Annotated in this window: 24 protein-coding genes and 1 tRNA gene; 15 read left to right on the forward strand and 10 right to left on the reverse strand. The window is 63.3% G+C overall.

Annotated features, from left to right (window positions below; all coding sequences use genetic code 11):
- Window positions 1-25: 25 nt before the first annotated feature.
- The 4 genes from V1277_RS16660 to V1277_RS16675 all read left to right on the forward strand — a co-directional run bounded on the left by V1277_RS16660 (window position 26) and on the right by V1277_RS16675 (window position 2,636).
- A complete protein-coding gene (locus V1277_RS16660; RefSeq protein ID WP_057842041.1) occupies window positions 26-295 on the forward strand; it encodes an RNA-binding S4 domain-containing protein in 270 nt (89 codons plus the stop codon).
- A 124-nt stretch (window positions 296-419) separates the two neighbouring features.
- Window positions 420-758, forward strand: coding sequence for a ferredoxin FdxA (gene fdxA / locus V1277_RS16665; RefSeq protein WP_334371128.1), 339 nt, complete (start codon window positions 420-422; stop codon window positions 756-758).
- Between the two features lie 415 nt (window positions 759-1,173).
- The gene (locus V1277_RS16670) at window positions 1,174-1,959 is read left to right on the forward strand and encodes a CarD family transcriptional regulator (protein WP_334417271.1); all 786 of its coding nucleotides are present in this window, start codon (window positions 1,174-1,176) and stop codon (window positions 1,957-1,959) included.
- Window positions 1,960-2,189: 230 nt separating this feature from the next.
- Complete coding sequence (locus V1277_RS16675) at window positions 2,190-2,636, forward strand: hypothetical protein (RefSeq protein WP_334417272.1); 447 nt, start codon at window positions 2,190-2,192, stop codon at window positions 2,634-2,636.
- A 283-nt stretch (window positions 2,637-2,919) separates the two neighbouring features.
- Here the strand turns inward: V1277_RS16675 and V1277_RS16680 are convergent, their stop codons facing one another.
- Window positions 2,920-4,407, reverse strand: a complete 1,488-nt coding sequence (locus tag V1277_RS16680) for a M48 family metalloprotease (RefSeq protein WP_334376956.1) — start codon at window positions 4,405-4,407, stop codon at window positions 2,920-2,922.
- A 102-nt stretch (window positions 4,408-4,509) separates the two neighbouring features.
- Window positions 4,510-5,301: a thermonuclease family protein gene (locus tag V1277_RS16685; protein ID WP_442894582.1), complete on the reverse strand. Its 792-nt coding sequence runs from the start codon at window positions 5,299-5,301 to the stop codon at window positions 4,510-4,512.
- 83 nt (window positions 5,302-5,384) lie between these two features.
- On the opposite strand from V1277_RS16685, the gene V1277_RS16690 reads away from it, so the two are divergent.
- From V1277_RS16690 to V1277_RS16705, 4 genes are all read left to right on the forward strand, one after another.
- A complete protein-coding gene (locus V1277_RS16690) occupies window positions 5,385-5,798 on the forward strand; it encodes a VOC family protein (protein ID WP_334417274.1) in 414 nt (137 codons plus the stop codon).
- Window positions 5,799-6,173: 375 nt separating this feature from the next.
- Window positions 6,174-7,382, forward strand: coding sequence for an ABC transporter substrate-binding protein (locus V1277_RS16695; RefSeq protein WP_334417275.1), 1,209 nt, complete (start codon window positions 6,174-6,176; stop codon window positions 7,380-7,382).
- 136 nt (window positions 7,383-7,518) lie between these two features.
- Entirely contained in the window at window positions 7,519-8,313 is a 795-nt protein-coding gene (locus V1277_RS16700) for an enoyl-CoA hydratase (protein WP_334417276.1), read from the forward strand.
- A 1-nt stretch (window position 8,314) separates the two neighbouring features.
- Window positions 8,315-9,079 carry a hypothetical protein gene (locus V1277_RS16705; RefSeq protein ID WP_334417277.1) on the forward strand — a complete coding sequence of 255 codons (765 nt, stop codon included), beginning with the start codon at window positions 8,315-8,317 and terminating at the stop codon, window positions 9,077-9,079.
- Between the two features lie 185 nt (window positions 9,080-9,264).
- Here V1277_RS16705 and V1277_RS16710 read toward each other — a convergent pair whose 3' ends face one another.
- From V1277_RS16710 to V1277_RS16720, 3 genes are read right to left on the reverse strand one after another with little or no spacing between them, the layout of a single operon-like run.
- The gene (locus V1277_RS16710) at window positions 9,265-10,065 is read right to left on the reverse strand and encodes an enoyl-CoA hydratase/isomerase family protein (RefSeq protein WP_334417278.1); all 801 of its coding nucleotides are present in this window, start codon (window positions 10,063-10,065) and stop codon (window positions 9,265-9,267) included.
- A 17-nt stretch (window positions 10,066-10,082) separates the two neighbouring features.
- Complete coding sequence (locus tag V1277_RS16715; RefSeq protein ID WP_028347625.1) at window positions 10,083-11,243, reverse strand: acyl-CoA dehydrogenase family protein; 1,161 nt, start codon at window positions 11,241-11,243, stop codon at window positions 10,083-10,085.
- Window positions 11,244-11,276: 33 nt separating this feature from the next.
- Window positions 11,277-12,344, reverse strand: a complete 1,068-nt coding sequence (locus V1277_RS16720; protein WP_334417279.1) for an acyl-CoA dehydrogenase family protein — start codon at window positions 12,342-12,344, stop codon at window positions 11,277-11,279.
- A 279-nt stretch (window positions 12,345-12,623) separates the two neighbouring features.
- Here V1277_RS16720 and V1277_RS16725 point away from each other — a divergent pair, with 279 nt between their 5' ends.
- The gene (locus V1277_RS16725; RefSeq protein WP_334417280.1) at window positions 12,624-13,406 is read left to right on the forward strand and encodes an SDR family NAD(P)-dependent oxidoreductase; all 783 of its coding nucleotides are present in this window, start codon (window positions 12,624-12,626) and stop codon (window positions 13,404-13,406) included.
- 95 nt (window positions 13,407-13,501) lie between these two features.
- Here the strand turns inward: V1277_RS16725 and V1277_RS16730 are convergent, their stop codons facing one another.
- A complete protein-coding gene (locus V1277_RS16730; protein WP_065726443.1) occupies window positions 13,502-13,780 on the reverse strand; it encodes a GlsB/YeaQ/YmgE family stress response membrane protein in 279 nt (92 codons plus the stop codon).
- A 132-nt stretch (window positions 13,781-13,912) separates the two neighbouring features.
- The gene (locus V1277_RS16735) at window positions 13,913-14,488 is read right to left on the reverse strand and encodes a YidB family protein (protein ID WP_334417281.1); all 576 of its coding nucleotides are present in this window, start codon (window positions 14,486-14,488) and stop codon (window positions 13,913-13,915) included.
- A 138-nt stretch (window positions 14,489-14,626) separates the two neighbouring features.
- Between V1277_RS16735 and V1277_RS16740 the strand changes: the two genes are divergently transcribed.
- Complete coding sequence (locus tag V1277_RS16740; RefSeq protein WP_334417282.1) at window positions 14,627-15,634, forward strand: 2-dehydropantoate 2-reductase; 1,008 nt, start codon at window positions 14,627-14,629, stop codon at window positions 15,632-15,634.
- Window positions 15,635-15,690: 56 nt separating this feature from the next.
- The gene (locus V1277_RS16745) at window positions 15,691-15,891 is read left to right on the forward strand and encodes a hypothetical protein (protein WP_334371105.1); all 201 of its coding nucleotides are present in this window, start codon (window positions 15,691-15,693) and stop codon (window positions 15,889-15,891) included.
- Window positions 15,892-16,048: 157 nt separating this feature from the next.
- Here V1277_RS16745 and V1277_RS16750 read toward each other — a convergent pair whose 3' ends face one another.
- Together V1277_RS16750 and V1277_RS16755 are read right to left on the reverse strand one after the other, a co-directional pair.
- Window positions 16,049-16,690 (reverse strand): hypothetical protein, encoded by a 642-nt coding sequence (locus V1277_RS16750; protein WP_334417283.1) that lies wholly within the window; start codon window positions 16,688-16,690, stop codon window positions 16,049-16,051.
- Between the two features lie 266 nt (window positions 16,691-16,956).
- Window positions 16,957-17,913: a helix-turn-helix domain-containing protein gene (locus V1277_RS16755; RefSeq protein ID WP_334417284.1), complete on the reverse strand. Its 957-nt coding sequence runs from the start codon at window positions 17,911-17,913 to the stop codon at window positions 16,957-16,959.
- Between the two features lie 276 nt (window positions 17,914-18,189).
- Between V1277_RS16755 and V1277_RS16760 the strand changes: the two genes are divergently transcribed.
- The 3 genes from V1277_RS16760 (at window position 18,190) to V1277_RS16770 (ending at window position 20,451) form a co-directional block, all read left to right on the forward strand.
- On the forward strand, window positions 18,190-18,828 hold the full coding sequence (locus V1277_RS16760; RefSeq protein WP_334417285.1) for an RraA family protein: 639 nt from the start codon (window positions 18,190-18,192) through the stop codon (window positions 18,826-18,828).
- Window positions 18,829-19,065: 237 nt separating this feature from the next.
- Window positions 19,066-19,434 carry a dimethylsulfonioproprionate lyase family protein gene (locus V1277_RS16765; protein ID WP_334417286.1) on the forward strand — a complete coding sequence of 123 codons (369 nt, stop codon included), beginning with the start codon at window positions 19,066-19,068 and terminating at the stop codon, window positions 19,432-19,434.
- A 57-nt stretch (window positions 19,435-19,491) separates the two neighbouring features.
- Window positions 19,492-20,451 carry a Bug family tripartite tricarboxylate transporter substrate binding protein gene (locus tag V1277_RS16770; protein WP_334417287.1) on the forward strand — a complete coding sequence of 320 codons (960 nt, stop codon included), beginning with the start codon at window positions 19,492-19,494 and terminating at the stop codon, window positions 20,449-20,451.
- Between the two features lie 83 nt (window positions 20,452-20,534).
- Here the strand turns inward: V1277_RS16770 and V1277_RS16775 are convergent, their stop codons facing one another.
- Window positions 20,535-21,050 (reverse strand): PRC-barrel domain-containing protein, encoded by a 516-nt coding sequence (locus V1277_RS16775; RefSeq protein ID WP_334417288.1) that lies wholly within the window; start codon window positions 21,048-21,050, stop codon window positions 20,535-20,537.
- A 374-nt stretch (window positions 21,051-21,424) separates the two neighbouring features.
- Between V1277_RS16775 and V1277_RS16780 the strand changes: the two genes are divergently transcribed.
- A tRNA-Arg gene (locus V1277_RS16780) sits at window positions 21,425-21,501 on the forward strand.
- Window positions 21,502-21,627 lie beyond the last annotated feature (126 nt).

A 21,627-nucleotide genomic window follows, 5' to 3' on the forward strand; every position in this document is an offset into this window, starting at 1 on the left:
GTGAAAATAAGCTACGAGAGATTAGTTGGAGCGGCAGCGGCTCGACAAATGGCTGTGGCATGCGCGGGTGGTGAAGGCCCGCACCTCGGCTGCCGCCCTCGTCGAGGCCGGTCACGTTCGCATCAACGGCGTGCGTGAAATGGCGCCGGGACATTCGGTGAAGGTCGGCGACGTCTTGACGATCGGGCTCGATCGCACCGTGCGCATCCTGAAAGTGGTGGGATTTTCCGAGCGGCGCGGCGACGCTGCGGCGGCGCGCGTGCTCTACGATGATTTGCAGAACGACAAACAATAACTATCTGGAAAGGGCTCGCTGGGACGCCTGAAAAACGGCCGCTAAGGGCCCGCGGCTTCCCTTGCGGCAGCGCACCGCATGCGCTACGCAAACCCCGGAAAACTGATCCGTTTCGGAGCGTTGGATGACTTACGTCGTCACTGAAGCCTGCATCAAGTGCAAATACACCGACTGCGTTGAGGTTTGCCCCGTCGACTGCTTCTACGAGGGCGAGAACATGCTGGTCATCCATCCCGACGAATGCATCGACTGTGGCGTCTGCGAACCCGAATGTCCTGCGGATGCCATCAAGCCCGACACCGAGCCGGGCCTCGAGAAGTGGCTCGAGGTCAACACCGAATACGCCAAGAGCTGGCCCAACATCACCCAGAAGAAGGACGCCCCGCCGGACGCGAAAGAATGGGAGGGTGTCGAGGGCAAGTTCGAGAAATATTTTTCCAAGGAACCCGGTGCCGGCGATTAAGCCTGTGGATAAGTTAAGGGCTCGTCGAGCCTGATTTTGGCCCCAATCTGAACCGAACGCGGTGAGCGGATTTAACCCTGTTACCGGACTTATGACGGAAACCGCCCCGTAAGGGCCCGGAACCCGGCGTAAATCATTGATTTTTGCGGAAAATGTGCTATATTGGGCACATTCTAAGCCGATCCCGGCCATGCGTATCCTGTGGCCCCGGTGGGTTTCGTAAAAACATCGAACAGGGGCGTGGCAGTTCCGCGCGCAGGCTGTGTCACAGAAAACGCGTAAAAAGAGTGCTTCCAAGACAACGAAAAAAGCCGCTCCGGCCAGCCGCAGCGCAACCAAAGGCCGTGCCAAGGCGCCCATGAAGGACGCCAAGAAGGTTTCGGCCACAAAGTCCTCAAAGAACAAAAGAAGCGCAATGCCAGAAAAGACTGCCAAGACCGCCGCGAAAGCGACGGGTTCGAAGACCACTGCGTCGAAAGTTGCTGCCAAGCATCCCGTCAAGACCCCTGTGAAGGCTGCTCCCCCGAAAGCCGCCGCGCCGAAGGCTGCTGCCAAGCCGGTCGCCGCCGCGCCGCGCGTCGAGGAGCCGAAGAAGGTCGTGACCCAGCGTCAGGGCTTCAAGGCCAATGAATTCGTGGTCTATCCGGCTCACGGCGTCGGCCAGATCCTGGCCATCGAGGAGCAGGAGATCGCGGGCGCCAAGCTCGAGCTGTTCGTGATCAATTTCATGAAGGACAAGATGACGCTCCGCGTGCCGACCGCAAAGGTCGCCAATGTCGGCATGCGCAAGCTGTCCGAGCCGGCGCTGGTCAAGAAGGCCCTCGAAACCCTGAAAGGCCGTGCGCGCGTGAAACGCACGATGTGGTCGCGCCGGGCGCAGGAATACGAAGCGAAGATCAATTCGGGCGATATCGTCGCGATCGCCGAAGTGGTCCGCGACCTCTATCGCTCGGAATCGCAGCCCGAGCAGTCCTACAGCGAACGTCAGCTCTATGAAGCGGCGCTTGATCGGCTGTCGCGCGAAATCGCCGTCGTGCAGCATTCGACCGAGACCGAAGCGGTCAAGGAAATCGAAAGCCAGCTCGCCAAGAGCCCGCGCCGCGGCGCCAAGGCCGAAGCCACCGAAGCTGACACTGAGGCCGACGAGGCGGATGTCGATGCCGACGGCGACGACACAGCCGTGGCGGACGAGGCAGCCTGAAAGAATCCCAAGGATTGAAACGAAAAGCCTGGTCGAGAGACCGGGCTTTTTGTTTTGGGGGTCTACGCGAGCGAAAAGGATTGCGGGGAGAGCGCTGCGGTCGCGAGGTTAAATCCCAGTGGGAAAGCGCTTGGCGGTTCCCTTCGGCCATCGCCGGTTCCCGTTGGGAAAGAAAGGCCTCTCAGCCGGTTCCATTCCTTGGCTCGGAAACGGCCAGCTTTCGACCTCTTGTGACCCGAATCGCGGGAGAATGTCCCGGCCACTTCAAGATCTACCGCAAGGGGGATTCGATGAAAGGGCAGGTACAGTCCATCTTCTTCGCAATTGTCACGGCAGCTCTCCTGGCAATTCCCTTGGCCGCGCTTCTTCCGGTCAGCGCGCCGGCCGCGCAGGCCAGGGAGTGCAGTGCCGCTGTGCCCAAATCGGCGAAAGGGCATTGGTCCTGGCGCATGATTGACGGCCGCAAATGCTGGTACTCGGGCAAGGCCGTGATCTCGCGATCAGCGTTGCGTTGGCCCGCTGCTGCGCCGGTGCAAGCCAAAGCCGAGGCAGCCGCACCGGTCACCGTCAGCATCGTCACAGAGAAGCGCAGCGAGCTCATGGATGCGCAGGCGCGGATGCTTGACGATGACAATAGCTTTGAGTCGCGGTGGCGTTCGCGTGTGACAATCGAGTAGGGTCGAGAGAGATCGCCGTTGCCCCTGCGAAAGCGGGGGCCCATAACCACGGGGCGATGTTGCTACGTTTGGGCGTTTTGCGGATTGCGCTATTACAGCGACCGCGGCGTATGGATCTGCGCGCCCCGTGCGCAATTGCGCACTAGAGCGTTTTCCAGCGAAGTGGACACCGGTTCGCGTCAAGAAAACGCGTCAAAACAAGAATCTAGAGCCCGGTTCTGATTCAATCAGAACCGAAAAGGCTCTACGCGGGGACGACGACGCAGCGGCGTGCTTCCCCCACTTAGTCCACCACGATCTTCACGCGGTCGCGCGGCTTGACCTGGGCGTGCTGGTCGAGTCCGTTGAGGATGCGGAAGCGCTCGGTGGGGCGGTCGACGCCGGTCATGCGGTGGGAGAGCGATTCCACGGTGTCGCCGGGCTGCACGGTGATGACCTTGATACGCAAGGGGCGTGCAGCCTGGATTTCTTCCAGCGTCAGGCGGCGGAACGAGTTGACGGTCTCGCGCGCATTGCGCTCGCTTTCGGTGTTGCGCTGCTTGGCGGCGAAGATGAAGCGGTAGACGTCGCTGCCGTAACGCAGCGCAAAGACCTTGAACTGCCACTGGTCGCCATTCGCCGAGGCCGAAGCCACGGGGAAACCGTTGATCATGAGGTCTTCGGTCGAGCCCTTGTCGACACCTTCCATCCAGCCGGAATTGAGGTAATCGGCCAGCGACTGTTCGGCTGGCACGCGCACCACGTCGAAGCGCATCGCCTGCGTGCCGCCCTCGCGCACGCCGATCACGGCCTGCGCAGTGTTGTCGAGCGTGAACGTCTCCGGCGCCTGGAAGGTGAAGCCGAGTTTCGGATGCAGGAAGCGGCGCCCGCGTACAAAGCCCTCGCTGGGGTCTTCGCCATAGACGATGTTGTCGATGGCGGCGAGATAGGTCTCGCGGTCGCGCTCGGCGCTCTGTGGCGAGGTATACTGCCGCGCGCTGGCCTGCGCGTTCTGCACGCGCTCGGGGGTTGCCGGATGCGAGGACAGAAAATCTTGCGCGCGCGGATCGAGTGAGGTCTTGCCGGCCTTCAGCGCCGCATTGCGCTCCATCGCGGCGAGGAAGCGCGCCGCACCATAGGGATCGAAGCGGGCACGGGCCGAAATGCCGACGCCGATGCCATCGGCCTCGAATTCCTGCTGCCGCGAGAAGCTCGCCATCGTCAGCTTGGTTTTCGCCAGCGCCAGCGCGGTCAGATCCGGATCGTTGCTCATGTCGGTGACGACGCGCGTCACCACCGCCGCCTGCCGCGCCTGGTCTTCCCGGATCGAGGCGTGTTTTGCGATGACATGCGCCATCTCGTGGCTCAGCACCGAGGACAGTTCCGAGGTGTCGCTGGCGAGCGCCACCAGCCCGCGCGTCACATAGAGCTGGCCGGTCGGCAGCGCGAAGGCGTTGACCGCGCCGGAATTGAGGATGGTCACCCGGTAGGCCTGGTCCGGACGGTCCGACGCCGCCACCAGCCGGTCGACCGTCTTGCCGATCAGGATTGCGAGTTTCGGATCGTCATAGGCGCCGCCGTAGGAGGCCAGAATGCGCTCGTGCTCGCGCTCGCTCGCCGGCGTCTGCGCGACGGTGCGGCTCGGCTTTGGCGCGGGCACCGTCGGCGCGGCGGTCTCGATCTTCCCGAGGTTTCCACAGGAAGATAGCGTGAGCGCAGCGCACAACAGCGCCGGCGCAGCCAGAAGGCGGCGGCCCGTGTTTCCTTCGCGCCGTGGTGCACGATGCGTCAAATCAGCCACTAAGATCACGATCCAACCGGGATCCTTGATCTCATCCCCTCTTCTTTGCGCGTGATCCCGGCGAAGACCGATGCCCAGCCTTCGAATCAAACGCTATTTCCCGCCCAGCACCTCAATCTGCCCCACCCGAAGCAACTCAATTCGCGGTCCTCCCCGCGACGAGACAACGCCGCGGACACGAATCCGTCGATTTTCGAGCGACTTAGGTCCAAGGCCGGCGCTCTCGAACGCCGGTATGATGCGCCTTGAAATAGTCGCAGCAAAGTCCCGTGTCCAGTTCCGCCCGAAATTCAGGTAGGTCATTGCCCCAGCCTGCCGAACGGACAGCACTCTGCCCTCGACTACCGTAAAGTGCCCAATCGCGGCCAGAATATCGCCCGGACTTTCCGCGTTTTTTATGGCCGTGGTTTCAGCCCAGATGCCCAATTTGGCATTTCTCGCCACGCCCTCGGCGGCGGACAGCGCTGCAGCGCAATTTTTGTCGGCTATATCGCTCGAAACCAGGGCCTCGCCGCGGCGCAGCAGCTCACTTTGCACCGATTGTTCCGAGCCGGTCACGAACACAAAGGCCGCCTGACGGCCGTAGCGATCCGGCGTGTCATCCTCGCCATGCAAGGTCACCTCGCGGCCGGTGATGATGGTGGACAATGCGGCTCTGCCCCCGGCTGTGTCGGTTCCCGTGCGCTCGATGCCGGCGAGGCGGATTTCGCGGCCGTCCTCGAGGCGAAAGCCGCGCGCATCGACCACAGCAGCGACGCGCCCTTCGCCTTGCCGCTCAGCTAAGCAATCGGCAGCGCCGGCCGGCCCGGCGGCCGAGGCCAGCACGAGAAGCGATGCGGCGCATGCCGGAAGCGCAGCGCTGCCACGCGATGCCGGACCAACCATGCCGCTGCTCTCCACCCTGCCTGTTCCTGTATGCTCGATTAACGACAGTAATACTACCTGAGATTGCCACGTGGGGGGAGACAATGGAAGTCAACGGCATCGCCCATATTTTTCTCACCGCCTCGAATTACGAACGCTCCCGCGATTTCTATTCAAAGCTGCTGCCGTTTCTCGGCTTGAAGCCGGTCATCGATACCGAGATGACCTACTACTGCGTCGGCGGCCGCACCGCCGTCGGCATCAGCGCGCCATCGCCAGAGCACGAAGGCGCCGCCTTCGAACAGCAGCGCGTCGGCCTGCACCACCTCTGCTTCCGCGCCCGCGAGCGCGCCGACGTCGACGAGCTGCACGGCTTCCTCCAGACGCTCGGCGCCAAAATCATCCGCGCGCCGCGCGAGGACCAATGGGTGCCGGGCTACTATTCGATTTTGTTCGAAGACCCCGACGGCATCCGGCTCGAGCTCAACCACGTGCCGGGGAAGGGGTTGTTGGCGTAAGTGGAGCGGTGTTCCCCGGATGCTGCGCAGCGCGCCGCGTGAGCGGCGTGGTGCGCTGCTGATCCGGGGTCCATGTTGCGGCGGTGGGTCCCAGCTCTGCGGTGCACCGTCAAGAGACGCTGCACCGCGTCCGGGACACGCTGATGCGTCGTATAGGATGGGTGGAGCGAAGCGATACCCATCCTGTCGCCGCGCAAGGAATTGATGGGTTTCGCTTCGCTCTACCCATCCTACGAGATCATTCCGCTTAGCGGAAATCGCGACGCAATCCACCTTCCTTCGCGCCTTGCCGCTATGCACCCCGTGCGGCATGATCCTGCCAGAGCAAAAAATTCAAAGTCGCAGGCAATGCGGCAACCAATAGGGAGAAACTCCATGAAGAGAGCAATCACCGCCGTTTTCGCCGCCGGGCTGGCGATGTCGGCGAGCGCAGCGATGGCGCAGAGCAAGCCGCCGCTCAAGCTCGGCGGCATCCTCGATATGTCCGGGCTTTACGCAGACATCACCGGGCCGGGCTCGGAGACCGCGGCGAAGATGGCGGTGGAGGATTTTGGCGGCGAGGTGCTGGGGCGCAAGGTCGAGATCGTCGCGGCCGATCATCTCAACAAGGCCGATCTTGCGGCCAGCATTGCGCGCGACATGCTCGACAACCAGGGCGTCGAGATGCTGTACGACGTGGCAGCCTCCGCCACCGCGCTCGCCGCCGGCGAGATCGCGAAGGCGCGCAACAAGATCGTGATGTATAGCGGCCCCGCCTCGATCCGGCTGAGCAACGAGGCCTGCGGCCCCTACACCGTGCATTATTCCTACGACACGTTTGCGCAGGCCAACGTCACCGGGCTCGCCACCGTCAAGAGCGGCTTCGAGACCTGGTTCTTTCTCACCGCCGACTATGCGTTTGGCCAGGACCTGGAAAGGGACACCACTAACGTCGTGGTGAAGGCCGGCGGCAAGGTGCTCGGCAGCGTCAAGCATCCGCTCAACACGTCGGACTTCTCCTCGTTCCTGCTGCAGGCGCAGAGCTCGAAGGCAAAGGTTGTCGGCCTCGCCAATGCCGGCGGCGATACCATCAACGCGATCAAGCAGGCGGCGGAATTCGGGCTGACCAGGAGCGGCGGCCAAAAGCTCTCGCCGCTGCTCGCCTTCGTCACCGACATCGACAGCGTCGGGCTGGAGACGGCGCAGGGCCTGTTGCTTGCCGAGGCCTTCTATTGGGACCTCAACGACGACACCCGCGCGTTTTCAAAACGCTTCATGGAGCGCGTCAAGCGGCCGCCGACCGCAGCGCAGGCCAGCGTCTATTCGTCTGTCCTGCATTACCTGAAAGCCGTGAAGGCCGCGGGCACCACGGATGCGGCCGCGGTGATGAAGCTGATGAAGGAGACGCCGGTCAACGACATGTTCGCCAGGAACGGCAAGATCCGCGACGATGGCCGCATGGTGCACGACATGTATCTGTTCGAGGTCAAGAAGCCGTCCGAATCGAAGGCGCGCTGGGATTATTACAAGCTGCTGGCAACCATCCCCGGCAACGAGGCATTCCAGCCGCTGGAAGCCTCGCGCTGCCCGCTGGTGAAGAAATAGGACCGCATCTGCGTAGGGTGGGCAAAGCGAAGCGTGCCCACCATTAGAGCCGCAGATCGGCGAGGGATGGTGGGCACGGCGCAAGTGCGCCTTTGCCCACCCTACGAATTCATCTCAACCAACAAACGAAAGCACCATGAGCGCAAACGAAATGGTCCTCCAGAAGTTCGAACAGGGCTTACTCACCATCACGATGAACCGCCCCGACCGGCGCAACGCGCTCAATCCCGACATGACGCGCGGCTTGGTCGAAGCCGCGCGGCGTGCGGCTGATGATCACGAGGTACGCGCGGTGCTGATCAAGGGCGCCGGCGGCACGTTCTGCGTCGGCGGTGACGTCAAGTCGATGGCGGAAGGCCGGGCGCCGCTCGGCTTCGAGGCCAAGATGGCGAACTTGCGCCGCGGCATGGAAGTCTCGCGCATCCTGCACCAGATGCCCAAACCGGTGGTGGCGCAGCTCGATGGCGCCGCCGCGGGCGCCGGTCTCTCCATCGCACTATCGTGCGACCTGCGCGTCGCCAGCGCCTCCTGCAAGATCACGACCGCGTTCGCCAAGGTCGGATTATCAGGCGATTACGGCGGCACCTATTTCCTCACGCAGATGCTCGGCAGTGCGAAAGCGCGCGAGCTCTATCTGACCTCGCCGGTGCTGAGCGCGACGGAGGCCTACAATCTCGGCATGGTGACAAAGGTGGTGCCGGACGCTGACATCGATACCGAGGCGCACGATCTCGCGATGTCGCTGGCGCAGGGACCGTCGGTGACGCTGGGTTACATCAAGCGCAACATCAACAACGCCGAGACGATGTCGCTGGAAGCCTGTTTCGACGCCGAAGCGATCCATCATTCGCGCGCGGGCGACACCGCCGATCACAAGGAGGCCGCAAAAGCCTTTGTCGAAAAGCGCAAGCCCGTGTTTCAGGGGAACTGAGATGGCCGAGTATCTCAGGCTGCGGCAGATCTGCCTGGTGGCGCCGCATCTGGAGCCGGTGATCTCGGACATCTCCGAAATCATGGGCCTCAACGTCTGTTACCGCGACGGCAATGTCGCCAAGTACGGACTGGAGAACGCACTGCTACCGGTCGACACGATCCTGCTCGAAGTCGTGGCGCCGATCCAGCCGGGCACCGCGGCGGGACGCTTCCTTGACAAGACCGGCCGCCGCGGCGGTTACATGGCGATCTTCTGCTGCGACGATCCCGATGCGCGCGGCAAGCACGCCGACGCGATCGGCGTGCGCACCGCGAACGTGATCACGCACGCGCCCTATCACGGCGTGCAACTGCACCCGCGCGATTGCCGCGCCGCGTTCATCGAGTTCAATCATACCGATGGCAGCGACGACGTGCTGGGACCTTATCCGCCGGCAGGGCCGGACTGGCAGAAGGCGATCCGCAAGGACGTGACGGTGGCGCTGACGGAAGTCGAGATGCAGAGCCCGGATCCGCAGGGGCTGGCGGAGCATTGGGGGAAGATTTTGGGCATTGGCGTGAGTAAGGGGGCGGGCGGCGAGCCGGTGTTGAAACTGCCGAATGCGAGCTTCCGCTTCGTCAACGGCACGAGCGACCTGATGAGCGGATTGACGTTCAGCGTCGCCGATATCGCGAGGGTGCGAGATGCGGCGAAGGCGAAGGGCTGCAAGGTGGCGGGCGATACGTTCGATCTTTGCGGCGTGACGTTCAAGCTCGTGGCGTGAGGCGGTGCACCTTACCCTCTCCCCTTGTGGGAGAGGGTGGATCAATCGTGCGAAGCATGATTGAGACGGGTGAGGGGTTCTCTCCGCGAACATAGGCCTCTCCCGCGGAGAGAACCCCTCATCCGGCGCTTCGCGCCACCTTCTCCCACAAGGGGAGAAGGGAAGAGGTGCAAGCGGCGCGAGTCTTACCTTCCCTTGAAATTCGCTGCCCTTCGTTCTGCGGTGGCTTTGACGCCTTCCTTGAAATCCTCGGTCGCGCGGAGTCTGGTCTGCTCGGCGAGCTCGTGGTTGGTGGCGGCCATGACGCGGTCGGCGAGGCCGGCGCGCATGGTGGCGCGGGTCGAGATCAGGCCGAGCGGGGAGCATTCGGCGATTTCGGCTGCGAGCTTCATGGCCTCGGCCCGCACCTGATCCTGCGGCACGCAGACATTGGCAAGGCCCATTCGCGTGGCTTCTTCGCCGGTGATGCGGCGGCTGGTGTAGAAGATCAGTTCGGCGTTGTTGCGGCCAACGAGTTCGGGAAGCGTCGTAGTCAGGCCGAAGCCGGGATGAAAGCCGAGCTTTGTAAAGTTGGCGGCGAAGCGTGCCTCGGGGCAGGTGACGCGGAAATCGGCCGAGACTGCTAGGCCGAGACCGCCGCCGATGGCCGCGCCATGGACGGCGGCGACGATCGGCTTCTTGTTGCGGAAGATACGCACGGCCTGGACGTAGAGATGGTTGATCGGCAGATTGGCGGCCGGATCATTCTGCGCGCTCGCTTCCTGCTCCTGCCGCTTCGGATCGGAAAAATCCGCGCCGGCGCAGAACGCCTTGCCTTGCGCTGCGAGCACGGAGCTGCGGATTTCGATGTCGTTGTCGAACTCCTCCAGCGCATCCGCGATCTGATTGATCAGCGAGACGTCGAAGAAGTTCAGCGGAGGTTTTCGGATCTCGATCAGGCCGACATGGCCGTGCTTCTCGACGCCGATATCACTGTATTTGCTCATGCGGTTTCCTCGTTGAATTAGCGCAAACCAAGCCCGCGAGCGATGATGCCGCGCAGCACTTCGGTGGTGCCGCCCTGGATCGTCAGCTTCGGCGCGGTCTTGATGGCGAAGTCGAGCTGCTTTTCCAGCGTCTCGCGGTTGGTGGCGGTTTCCTCGACAAAGGCGGCAAGCTCGCGCACGCGATGCGGCAATTGCTGCTCCCAGATGGTGCCGATGTCTTTCACGATAGAGGCCTCGACCACCGGCTCCTTGCCGGCCTGCAGCATGCCCGCGACCGACACCGACATGCGCCGCATCGTGTGCACCTGCGCCACCAGGCGGCCGATGCCTTCGGCGCTGCGGGTGTCCGGGTTATTTCCGACAGCGCGGACCAGCTCGGTCAGCACGTAATAGGTCTCCAAGAAACGTTCGGGGCCGGACCGCTCATAGGCAAGCTCCGAAGTCGCCTGTTTCCAGGCGCCGTCGATTTCGCCGAGCACGTGATCGTCGGGAATGAAGTGATCGGTGAACACGACCTCGTTAAATTCATACTGCCCGGTGATCTGGCCGATCGGGTTCACCTGGATGCCGGGCTGCTTCATCTTGACCAGAAACTGCGTCAGGCCGTGGCGGCGGTTTTCCTTGGTCGGCGGTGACGTCCGAAAAATCGCGATCATGTAATCGGCGATATGGGCCGAAGAGGTCCAGATCTTGGTGCCGTTGATCAGATAGCCGCCGTCGGTCTTGGTGGCGCGGGTTTTCGCCGCGAACAGATCGGAGCCGGAGTTCGGCTCGCTCATGCCGATCGCAAAGCAGATTTCGCCGCGGCAGATGCGCGGCAGGATTTCCATCTTGATGTGCTCAGGGGCATACTTCAAAAGCACCGGGCCGCTCTGGCGGTCGGCGACGAAGAAGCGGCGCGTCGGCGCGTTCGCCACGCGCATTTCCTCGGTCACGACATAGCGCTCGAGGAACGAGCGCTCATGGCCACCATATTTCTTCGGCCAGGTCATGCCGAGCCAGCCACGCGCGCCGACTTTGCGGGAAAATTCCGGCACGTCGGTATCCTCGCGGTTCGGCTTGTGCGGATCGAAGGTGCCGGCGGCGATTTCTTCGGCAAGAAAGGCGCGGACTTCCTTGCGCAACTGCTCGCATTCGCTCGGCAGGCGGATCGGATCGAAACGGAGAGCTGCGGTCATTGCTATTCTCTATGCAGGCAAATCGAGTTGATCTCAGCGCGAGGCCACGAGCGGCCACAACTCATCGGCGCCTCTTTGCGCCACGAGCTTGCCGAGCTCGACCGCCCAATAGCTCTCGGAGCCGAAATCGTCGCGCCAGGCCAGCGCACGCAGCGAATAGCGGTGCAGGATGTGCTCGATGGTAAAGCCGATCGCGCCGTGCACCTGATGGGCGATGCCGCCGCCTTTCTCCGCCGCTTCCGCGCAGCGGATCTTTGCCGCCACCGCTTCGAGAAACACTTCGTCGTTGAAGGTCGTGGCGTTGGCGATGGCGTCCGCGGCCGAGGTGGCTGCGGCAAGTGCGGCCGCCGACTCGCCGGCGAGCCGCGCCAGATTGTGCTGCACGGCCTGGAATTTCGAAATTTTCTTCTCGAAGGCGACGCGCTCGTTGGAATAGCGCACGGAGATTTCCAGCATCGATTCCAGCGCGCCGGCGATCTGCAGGGATCGCGCGACGCCGCCCATCAGCATCAGCCGGGCCTGGTCGAAGCCTGTTGGCGCCGGCTTGATCGCGATCGGCTGCACCTTGTCCAGCATCACGATATCAGAAGGATCGCCGCCGAGATTGAGGCCGCTCTCGATCCGGCACTTGCTGGCATCGACCAGCGCGACGGAGAAATCACCCTTCGCATCGAACGCGAGCACCGCGAAGTGCTTTGCAACCTTGGCAAACGGGACGCCTCGCGCCCTGCCGGAGAGGCTGCCGTCGGCATTGACCGTAATCCGGTCTTTCGGGCTCGCGGGCACTACCGTCATCTCGCCGCCGGGCGAAGCGATCTTGGCCTGCGCCAACAGCCAGCCAGCCAGCATGGTTTCGGTCAGCGGCACCGCCACTGCAAAGCGCCCCGCGGCGCTCAGCACGCTAAAGCCTTCGGCGAGAGAGGCGCCCGAACCGCCGCAATCCTCCGGCACCCAAGCCAGCGGCAGGCCGGCGTCGCTCAGCGCCTGCCAGAGCGGGGCTTTCCATTCGCCCTTCTTGTCGCGATTGATGGTTTGAGCGTCGGCGAGATCGGCGAAGATTTTCTCCGCGGTCTCGGCAACGATGTTCTCACTCTCCGCCACAGCGTTCCCCGATTTGAAATTGGCATGCCAATCCCAACTGATATGGCCGGGTCGGCTGCGGTCTTTTCTTGCGCTTTATGATGGGCAAAAGCCATAGCCGTGACAAGCGCTGTCCGCAGGGCCGCATGAGGCGGCGGCATGAAGATCGCGGCGCAAAGAATAAATTCCGCGCAACGGACTTCTTCGGATTTGCACGCCGTTGGCCGCGCGATATGGTAGCGCCCGGCCCCGCCAGCGGGCGGTCAAAACTTTAATTCAAGAACAACAAAGGGAATGCGGATGTCGAAGGATGGTTTATGCGCGATTGTCACCGGTTCTGCTTCGGGTTTGGGAGCGGCGACCGCGGCCATTCTGGCAAAGGGCGGCGCGCGCATCGTCGTCAACTATTCCAACAGCAAGGCGGAAGCCGAAGCGACCGCCGATCTCTGCCGCAGCGCCGGCGCCGAAGTCGTGGTCGTGCAGGGCGACGTGTCGCGCGATGAAGACTGCAGGAAGATCGCCGCCGCGTCCGTGCCGTGGGGACGCCTCGACGTGCTGGTCAACAATGCCGGCACCACCAAGCACGTGCCGCATCACGATCTCGACGGGCTTTCGGCCGAGGATTTTCAGCGCATCTATGCGGTGAACACGATCGGCCCGTTCCAGATGATCCGCGCGGCGCGCGCGTTGCTCGAAGCCGGCGCGAAAGCCTCCAACGTGCCGTCCGCCGTGGTCAACGTGTCGTCGGTCGCCGGCATTTCCGGCGGCGGTTCGTCCGTCGCCTATGCCGCAAGCAAGGGCGCGCTCAACACCATGACGCAATCGTTGGCGCGCGCGCTGGCGCCCCTGATCCGCGTCAACACGGTATGTCCCGGCTATATCGATACGCCGTGGTTCACCAAGGGCCGCGGCGAGGCCGGCGCGAAAGCGGTGCGCGATGCTGTCGTGGCGAAGGTGCCGCTGAAGGTCGCGTCCACTGCCGAAGATATCGCGCAGCTCGTCTGCTTCCTCGCTTCGCCGGCGTCGAGCAACATGACCGGCGAGTTCGTGCGCATGGATGCGGGGATGCATCTGGTGCTCTAATGTCATTCCGGGGCGATGCGAAGCATCGAACCCGGAATCTCGAGATTCCGGGTTCGCTTCGCGCCCCGGAATGACGGTTGCGTACGCCTACGCCGTCACCTATTCCCCGGATCCGAGATCACGCCGCGCGCGACCAGCCTGTTCCAGATGAACAGCACCACCAGGGCGCCGATGGTGGCGGTGATGAAGCCGGCGCCCTGATCGGGGCTGTAATGGCCGATCGCCTGGCCGACGAAGGTCGCCAGGAACGCGCCGGCGATGCCGAGCACCGTAGTCAGGATGAAGCCGGTCGGGTTGTTCTGGCCCGGCGAAAGGATGCGCGCGATGATGCCGGCGACGAAGCCGACGACGATGATCCAGATAATGCCGCCCATTTCCGTCCCCTTTCCAATGCGTCGATGGCGAAGCGGCGCGGCACCTCTCGAGCGCCGCGTTAGATTCTTGTTTGACGCGTTTTCTTCACGCGAACCGGTATCCGCTTCGCTGGAAAACGCTACAGTGCGGCGTCAGATCCGTTCCGATATCTCGTTCTCGTTCGGCAGCCGTCCGTCCGGCGTCAGATGATTGACGACGTCGGGCAGATACTGGCTGAGGCCTTGCAGCAAGTCGTCGCGCGACAATCCGCTTTGCGCCGATAGCTGATCGATCTGATCGGCGCCGAGCGCATTGGCGAGATCGCCGGGCGCGATCTGCTTGTTGGGCCCATTGCTGACCCAGGAGTCCGCCTGATCGCCGAGGCCCTTCTGCTGCAATTGATTCAGGAGGTCGCCGAGGCCGCCGCTCAAAACGGTGCCGGCCGCGCCTCCCGCAAGAAGCCCGCCCAAGCCCCCTTTGAGCATGTCGCTGAGTCCGCCGCCCATGCCGCCGCCGGGCATGCCGGCATTCACATTGCCCGGCGCGGGCGCCGGTTGCGGTGCCGAGCCGGTCTGGTTGCCGCTGAAATGCTTGATGCCTTTCCAGGCCAGCAGCGCCAGGATCGCCATGGTCAAGGGCGACATTCCGCCGCTCTCGGACTGTGAGCTGGGGCGGCTCGGGCCGCGCGGGCCGTTCATCATGCCGTTGAGGACGTCGAGTAAACCCATGGTTGTCTCCTCTGCGTAGCCCCGCGTGAAACATAACGGTGGCACATGACGGTTACAAGGCGCGGGCGGTGGCACCTGCGATAGGCACAGTCCGCGCGCTCTGCTATTCGAAGCTGGTTGCAACGCGGTAGGTGACAAATGGTTTCGCGCCAAACGATCGGTATCGCAGGCGCCGGCAGCATCGGCTGCTTCGTCGGCGGCATGCTGGCGGCCGGCGGCCGCCGTGTGGCGTTCTTGGCGCGTCCGCGCGTGATCGCCGAGATCGAAGCAGGCGGCCTGCGGCCGACGAGTTTTGAAGGTTTTGACCAGACCATCACGCACGATCGGTTCGTATTGTCGGAAAATCCTTCCGTTTTTGCTGACGCTGGCGTCGTGCTGGTCACGGTCAAGAGCGCGGATACCGCCGCCATGGCCGAAATCATCGCTCGCCACGCGCCGTCCGATGTCATCGTCGTCAGTCTGCAGAACGGCATCGGCAATGCTGCCGTGCTGCGCAACCGCCTGCCGGGGCGGCGCGTGCTCGGCGGCATGGTGCCGTTCAACGTGATCGCGCTTCGCGCAGGCCGATTTCATCGCGCCACCTCGGGCGACATCGTCATCGAGCAGGACGAGGCGCGCACAGCGGAGAAATTGTCGGTGCCGGGACTGACGATGCGGCCGACCGGCAACATCGACGGCGTGCAATGGGGCAAGCTGCTGCTCAATCTCAACAACGCGCTCAATGCGCTGGCCGACCTGCCGCTGCGTAAACAACTCAGCTCGCGGCCATGGCGGCAATTGTTCGCCGACCAGCTCGCCGAAGCGCTCGCCGCGATGAAGGCCGAGGGCGTCAAGCCGGTGTCGCCGACGCCGATTCCGGCTGCATTGATGCCGCCCTTGTTGCGCTTGCCGGACCGGGTCTTCGAAGCGTTGCTGGGGCGGACGATGAAGATCGATCCCGAGGCGCGCTCGTCGATGTGGGAAGATCTGCAGCGCGGCCGCCGCACCGAAATCGATTATCTGCAGGGCGTCATCACCGAAATCGCCGAGCGCCGCAGACTTGAGGCGCCGCTGTCGCGCCGGATCGTGGAATTGGTCCGGCAGGCCGAAAGCAGTGGCAAGGGCTCGCCCGGCCTGACGCCGGAGCAGATTCGTCCCGTGAATTGATTTGCCTTGGCGTCGGTCCCGCGCGAGTTTCGTTCAGGTAAGATGGGAGAAGCGACATGAAACGAACGCGCCTCGCGCTGGTAGCGGTTGCCGTCCTAATTTTCTGGGCGTCATTGCTGCCCGCCTATGCCGTACCGCCGACGGCGACGCCGTCGCCGGGCTATGACGCGCGGCTGCAGGAGCAGCGGGCGGCGTCGCGTGCTGTTGTCGCGCCGGTCATCAAGTCGCGCCGCGTCAAGCGGATGCGTGCGCACTGATGCTGATTGGCCGCACCGCTCAGCCACGTCGTCCTTGCGTTCGCAGGGACCCATAACCACCGTCGCCAATTGTTGAAGGAAAGTCGTCGACCATCGCAGCAAGACAACATCCGCCGCGGCGTATGGGTCCCTGCGTTCGCAGGGACGACAGAAGGATCTAGCCCTTCTTCTGCTTGGCCGGCGGCTGCTGCTGCGGGTTGAGCAGCTTTTTCAGTTCGTTGATGCTCTCCGAGAGCCGCGGCCATTCACACGAGAATTGGTTCTTGGCGCATTGGGCCGCCCTGATGCGTGCGGCCTGCTTGACCGGGCTCGCCACCGGTATCGGCACTCTTTCGGTTTCGACCGGCGGAGCGGCCTGCTCTGTGCGCAGCGAGACCTGCTGGATGTCTTGTTGCATTCCCTGCGCTGGCGGCGGCTCCGGCTGTTGCTGCTTGGCCGCCACCGCCGCGGCGATGTGATTGCGCCGCTCGCGCTCGAGATAGGCAGTATATTGCTCGTCGATCTTCTTCTGCTCTTCCGGCGTCGGGTTGGGTCCCGCGATGTCGAACGTGCGGTCCTGCATGAAGTCGTAATAGGTGTAGCCGCCGCCGGGCTTGCGACGGCCGGCGAATTTCGCGTTGCATTCAGCGAGTTTCGCCGTCTTTTCTTCTTTGGTCGTCGCCTTTTCGGCAACGTCGGCGCAGGATTCGAAATCCACCGGCGCACTGCGCCACCACTGCGCATCCGAAGCCACCGGCGCGAGCACGAACAGCCCTCCGATCGTGGCAACAACAAGTGAAGATGCACGTGAGGCGATCACGGACGGTCTGCTCCAACTCGAATTCTAGGGAACTTTGCTTGAGTCGATTGTCATCATTTTGGCAGCGCTGTCACGCCGAAATTGCACGGTGTTCCCGCTTGCGTTGTGATCTTATCCTCGGGATGTGACCGATGGAACACAGTGCTAGACCATTAAAAATTCAGAAGAAATTCAACAGCAGGGCAAATTCGCGCAGACGATGCTGTAACGATTCTAAGTGCACCATCTGAAGACAAGCGGATAAGCACGGCACATTGTGGCGAGAATCAGTCAACGCCTCTCGCGCGAGCCAGCGTGCGCGATGCGGTTTCATGGAACGTCGCGCGATAGAGCCTGGCAAATTCCCCCATGTGATGAAAGCCGTTGGCGCGGGCGCACGATGTCACGGTGATGGCGTCGGATCCCTTGACGAGCTGCGCGCGCGCCGACCAAAGCTGCTTGAGGCGCAAATAGCGGTGCAGGCTCATGCCGCGGACGCTTGCTACCGCCGTGCCCAGCGTCCTGACCGACACGCCGCATTGTTCGGCGAGGTCGGCGCTGTAGATCGCCGAGGCGGCATGAAGGGCGACATACTCATCGATCATGCGAACAAGGCGGCAATAGCCCCTGCTTGCAATCTTGCCGGCCACCTCCGGCGTTCGGCCGCTGCGGAACATCTCGTCGATGGCGAGCAGCAGGCCTTCCTGGAGGGCCAGCGCCGAACGCGGCTCCTGCAACAGTTCCGGCCTGGCGGAAGCCGTCTGCAAAATATCTGTCGTGACGGATCTGACCGTTGCGAGGGCCTCGGGGTCCGGCATGAGCGGGCACAGCCGGTCCGCCGTATCGAACCATTCCCGATCCCGCAGGCCGGCGCCAAGGGTGATGATCGCGTGCAGCGATCCACGGGGTTCGACGAACTGCAAATCCACATTGCCGCGCATGCCGACAAAAGCCGGACGATTCACGGACATGCCGTTGACGGCGACGTCGTAGTCGTCCTCGATCTGGAAGATGACGACGCCATGCGCGGCGCGGTAGCTGACATCGACGATACGTGGAAACGAGCGGAGCATCGTGACCTGGCAGCAAGGCAACTGCACCGCCGCGCGCGCGGTATGGAAGTTCGCAAGATTCAGCGGGACGCTGCGAGCATCGGCGACGAATTCGACCGGCCGGAAGGCGTCGATGTCGGAAAACCGGATGATCGAAAGGGCCGGCGAGGGGGCAAGGTTCTTAAACAGCATTGTAAGACAACTGTGCGGTGCGAATCTTCGCAACCAGCGTCGGCCGGTCTGGTTAAGGCTGCATTAAGAAGTGTGGCCGAGGCGAAGATTACGAAAGTACCGACCTGACGTGCGGGTGCCCCGGCGAGCCGCCCCGGACCCATCCAAATCCATTATACCTGCTCAAGCGGAATGCTAATTGTTTTGCAGCAACCCAAGCCATCATGTGGCGGCTAGCCTGGAGCCTCGCGCCGAGCGGGCCGGAGCCGCAAGAGGAAGCAAGAGGAAACAGTCTCTATGACCATTACCACGGCCATGACGAGCGTGCCGAAGCCCGCGCCTGAGCAGATCGAGGCGTTCAGGAACGCGCCAACCTCGATCATCAGCGACAACCTTGCCCGGCTGCCGGGCGCCGTGGGCCTGCGGCCGTTTCATCGCGCCGGCCGGCTGGTCGGAGCTGCTTTCACGGTGCGCACGCGGCCCGGCGACAATCTTGCGATCCACCGGGCGCTGGAGTTGGTCGGCCCCGGCGACGTCATCGTGGTTGATGGCGGCGGTGACGAGACGCGGGCGCTGGTCGGCGAGATCATGAAGAATATCGCCGAATACCGCGGCGTCGCGGGCTATGTGATCGACGGCGCCATCCGCGACGTCGCGGCCTTCGCTGCCTCCGACTTTCCCTGCTTTGCCCGAGCGGCGATCCACCGCGGCCCGTACAAGAGCGGACCCGGCGAGATCAACGTGCCGGTTTCCATCGGCGGCTCGGTAATTTCTCCTGGCGACATCGTGGTTGGCGATGAGGACGGCGTGGTATCGTTCCCTGCTGCTGTGGCCGCCACATTGCTCGAGGCGGTCCGCGCCCAGATCGCGCGCGAGGAAGACACACTCATGGCGATCCGCGAAGGCCGCTACCAGGGCAGCTACGGCAAGTCTTGAGGTCTTGATCGATGCGCAACGATCCGAAGGCCGCGCTTCCCGTGTCCCGGACGCAGTGCAGCGCATAGCGCTGCACTGCAGAGCCAGGACCCAGGCCGCGTGTGGACCCCGGATCAGCAGCGCACCACGCCGCAAGTGCGGCGCGCTGCGCAGCATCCGGGGAACGCGGCCCGGTATGTGTCGCATTGATCAAGTCGCCGCTGGACAACCAAATGCATCGCGCGCTTAGGAGGAACGATGAGTCAGAAGGACGAATTCCACAATCTGGATAACCCTAGCGACGGCCTGCTTCGCGAACTCGCCGCCGGCGTCACGACGCGCATCTTTTCCGGCGAGCACGCCATGCTGTCGGTGGTGACGCTGGCGCCGCATTCGCAAGGCACGCTGCATCATCACCCCGAAGAACAATGGGGCGTGCTGCTTGAAGGCTCGGCGATCCGCGTTCAGGGCGGTGAGGAAATTCCGGTCAAAAAGGGCGATTTCTGGCGCACGCCCGGCAACGTGCCGCACACCATGCGGGCTGGACCGGATGGCGCGCGTGTGCTTGACATCTTCAGCCCGCCGCGCCCCGAATACAAAAAGGCCGGGTCCGGCTTCGGCACGTGAGACAAGTCTGCGAACAAAAACAAAAAAATCGCAGGCGATAACGGGAGGAGAGTTCTGGTGAATATCACAAGACGCAACTTGCTTGCGGCGACAGCCGCGTTCGCGGTGACGCCGGCGCTGGCGCAGCCGGCCAAAAACATGACGCTGGTGGTGCCGTTCCCGCCGGGCGGATCGACCGATGCGCTGGCGCGGCTATTGCAGTCTCATCTGCAGACGAAGCTCGGCCGCACCGTGCTGGTGGAGAACAAATCCGGCGCGGCCGGCTCGCTCGGCGCTATGCAGGTCGCCAAGAGCGCGCCTGACGGCGCGACGTTCCTGGTGACGTTCGACTCGCACGCGGTCATCCCATCGATCCTCGAAAAGCCGGGGCTGGATGTCGAGAAGGACCTGGTGCCGGTGTTCCTGGTCGGCACGGCGCCTTATGTCGTCGCCGCGAATGCCGAGCGGCCGTACAAGACCTTTGCCGACGTGGTCGCGGCCTGCAAGGCAACGCCCGGCGCGGTGAAATACGCCTCCGTCGGGATCGGCACGCTCGGCCATCTGGCGATGACCGTGCTGGGCAAGAAGGCCGGCGTCGAGATCACGCATGTGCCCTATCGCGGTGGCGGTCCGGCGATGAACGACGTGCTCGGCGGCCATGTCGATCTCATCGTGGGATCGGCGGCGCTGATCACGGCGCAACTCGGCACCAACAGGCTGCGGCCGGTCCTGCAGATGGGCCGCGAGCGGATGCCCGTGCTGAAGGATACGCAGACCGCGATCGAAGCGGGCTTTCCCGATTTCGAGACGCTGGCCTGGTGGGGCGTTTTCGCGCCAAAGGGAACGCCGGAAGATGCCGTCGTCGGCATGGCGAAATCGGTGAAGGAGATTCTGAGCGAGCCGGCGGTAGCGGCGCAGTTGCGCGATACCCAGAACATGTCGCTGCTGCTTGCCGACGGCAAGGAGTTCGGCACCTTCTTCGCCAAGCAGGTGAGCATCTGGGGACAGGTGGTCCGCGAGAACAACATCAAGGCGTAGCGGCAAGCGCCGGCACCGTATCCGCTCATGATAAAGGCCCCACGAGGGTGGGGCCTTTATCATCAAGAGTTGGCTGCCTCAGCTTAGTCTGAATATTTGAACTGCGGCATCGCCTTGAGCTGCTCCTTGGTGCCGCTCATCACGGCGTGATCGGGCATCCAGTCGTTCGCATCGGCGCTGCGTGCCGTGCTTGTCGTGGCCGCGCCGGTCGTGGTCTCGCGCTGCGTGCCTGTAGTCGCTCCGGGCGCCGTCGAGCTGGTGCGGACCGGCTCCTCGACGAATTTGAGCTTGTCCATGGAAACGGCGATGTCGTGCTCGCCCATGCCCAGGAGGCCGCCGACGCCGATGACTATGGCATTGACCTTGCCATCCTTGTCCAGGATCAGCTCGTTGATCTCGCCGAGCTTTTCATTGCCGTCATTATAGACGTCGAGGCCCATGAGCTTGGACGCGCGCCAGTTCCCCTTGAGCTCCATCTTTTCCTGCGAGCTGGCCGTCGCGGCGGGGGCGGCGGGCTGAGCCGTCTGCGCGGTCTGCGCATGGGCGGGAGCACTGAAGACTGCGGCGCTCAAAAGCGCCGCGGCTAGGAGTTTTTGCATTTTGTCCTCCTCGGAAAGTGGACGTGTTTCCGTAGAACAGAACGCATGCGCGAACGTTCCACAGCATTCGGGGAAGTTTCGGCATGATTTGAGGATGCGGCGTGGCGTCGGGTTTCTTTGACTGTGTCGCTCCCCGGCCACGTGCGAGAGGTCGAATCAGCCGTATGTTGAAGGGGTATGGCCGCAAACAAGGTAACGGCGGTACACGGGGCAGAAAAGCCGCAACTGGAGCCGTCGGCGGGCGGCTCCTTTTTGGTTTTCGATCGACGCGGGATCTCTCTGCGGGGCCAAAGCGTCGGCCCGGAGGGGCTGGCGATGCCACGCCTGCTTTGCTATGAACCCTCCCAAGCACCTGCCTTGCCACGCGGGTCCGCGGTCCCGTAGCTCAGCCGGATAGAGCGACGGTTTCCTAAACCGTAGGTCGGAAGTTCGAGTCTTCCCGGGATCGCCAGCACGCCAGCTCCACAACGCAGCCGTCCGCGGGTCGAACCGGCGCATGACAGACATTGTCACCATCACTCTAACTCCGGCGGTCGATCTTTCGACGTCGGTCGACGAGGTCGTGCCGGTAGCCAAA

Source organism: Bradyrhizobium sp. AZCC 1588, assembly GCF_036924735.1.
GTDB lineage: Bacteria > Pseudomonadota > Alphaproteobacteria > Rhizobiales > Xanthobacteraceae > Bradyrhizobium.

Bases quoted from the DNA above. Each gene is read 5' to 3' on its own strand.
- fdxA (WP_334371128.1), top strand. From the start codon at position 420: ATGACTTACGTCGTCACTGAAGCCTGCATCAAGTGCAAATACACCGAC.
- V1277_RS16670 (WP_334417271.1), top strand. From the start codon at position 1,174: ATGCCAGAAAAGACTGCCAAGACCGCCGCGAAAGCGACGGGTTCGAAG.
- V1277_RS16685 (WP_442894582.1), bottom strand. From the start codon at position 5,301: ATGGTTGGTCCGGCATCGCGTGGCAGCGCTGCGCTTCCGGCATGCGCC.
- V1277_RS16690 (WP_334417274.1), top strand. From the start codon at position 5,385: ATGGAAGTCAACGGCATCGCCCATATTTTTCTCACCGCCTCGAATTAC.
- V1277_RS16695 (WP_334417275.1), top strand. From the start codon at position 6,174: ATGAAGAGAGCAATCACCGCCGTTTTCGCCGCCGGGCTGGCGATGTCG.
- V1277_RS16700 (WP_334417276.1), top strand. From the start codon at position 7,519: ATGAGCGCAAACGAAATGGTCCTCCAGAAGTTCGAACAGGGCTTACTC.
- V1277_RS16705 (WP_334417277.1), top strand. From the start codon at position 8,315: ATGGCCGAGTATCTCAGGCTGCGGCAGATCTGCCTGGTGGCGCCGCAT.
- V1277_RS16710 (WP_334417278.1), bottom strand. From the start codon at position 10,065: ATGAGCAAATACAGTGATATCGGCGTCGAGAAGCACGGCCATGTCGGC.
- V1277_RS16715 (WP_028347625.1), bottom strand. From the start codon at position 11,243: ATGACCGCAGCTCTCCGTTTCGATCCGATCCGCCTGCCGAGCGAATGC.
- V1277_RS16725 (WP_334417280.1), top strand. From the start codon at position 12,624: ATGTCGAAGGATGGTTTATGCGCGATTGTCACCGGTTCTGCTTCGGGT.
- V1277_RS16730 (WP_065726443.1), bottom strand. From the start codon at position 13,780: ATGGGCGGCATTATCTGGATCATCGTCGTCGGCTTCGTCGCCGGCATC.
- V1277_RS16735 (WP_334417281.1), bottom strand. From the start codon at position 14,488: ATGGGTTTACTCGACGTCCTCAACGGCATGATGAACGGCCCGCGCGGC.
- V1277_RS16740 (WP_334417282.1), top strand. From the start codon at position 14,627: ATGGTTTCGCGCCAAACGATCGGTATCGCAGGCGCCGGCAGCATCGGC.
- V1277_RS16745 (WP_334371105.1), top strand. From the start codon at position 15,691: ATGAAACGAACGCGCCTCGCGCTGGTAGCGGTTGCCGTCCTAATTTTC.
- V1277_RS16755 (WP_334417284.1), bottom strand. From the start codon at position 17,913: ATGCTGTTTAAGAACCTTGCCCCCTCGCCGGCCCTTTCGATCATCCGG.
- V1277_RS16760 (WP_334417285.1), top strand. From the start codon at position 18,190: ATGACCATTACCACGGCCATGACGAGCGTGCCGAAGCCCGCGCCTGAG.
- V1277_RS16765 (WP_334417286.1), top strand. From the start codon at position 19,066: ATGAGTCAGAAGGACGAATTCCACAATCTGGATAACCCTAGCGACGGC.
- V1277_RS16775 (WP_334417288.1), bottom strand. From the start codon at position 21,050: ATGCAAAAACTCCTAGCCGCGGCGCTTTTGAGCGCCGCAGTCTTCAGT.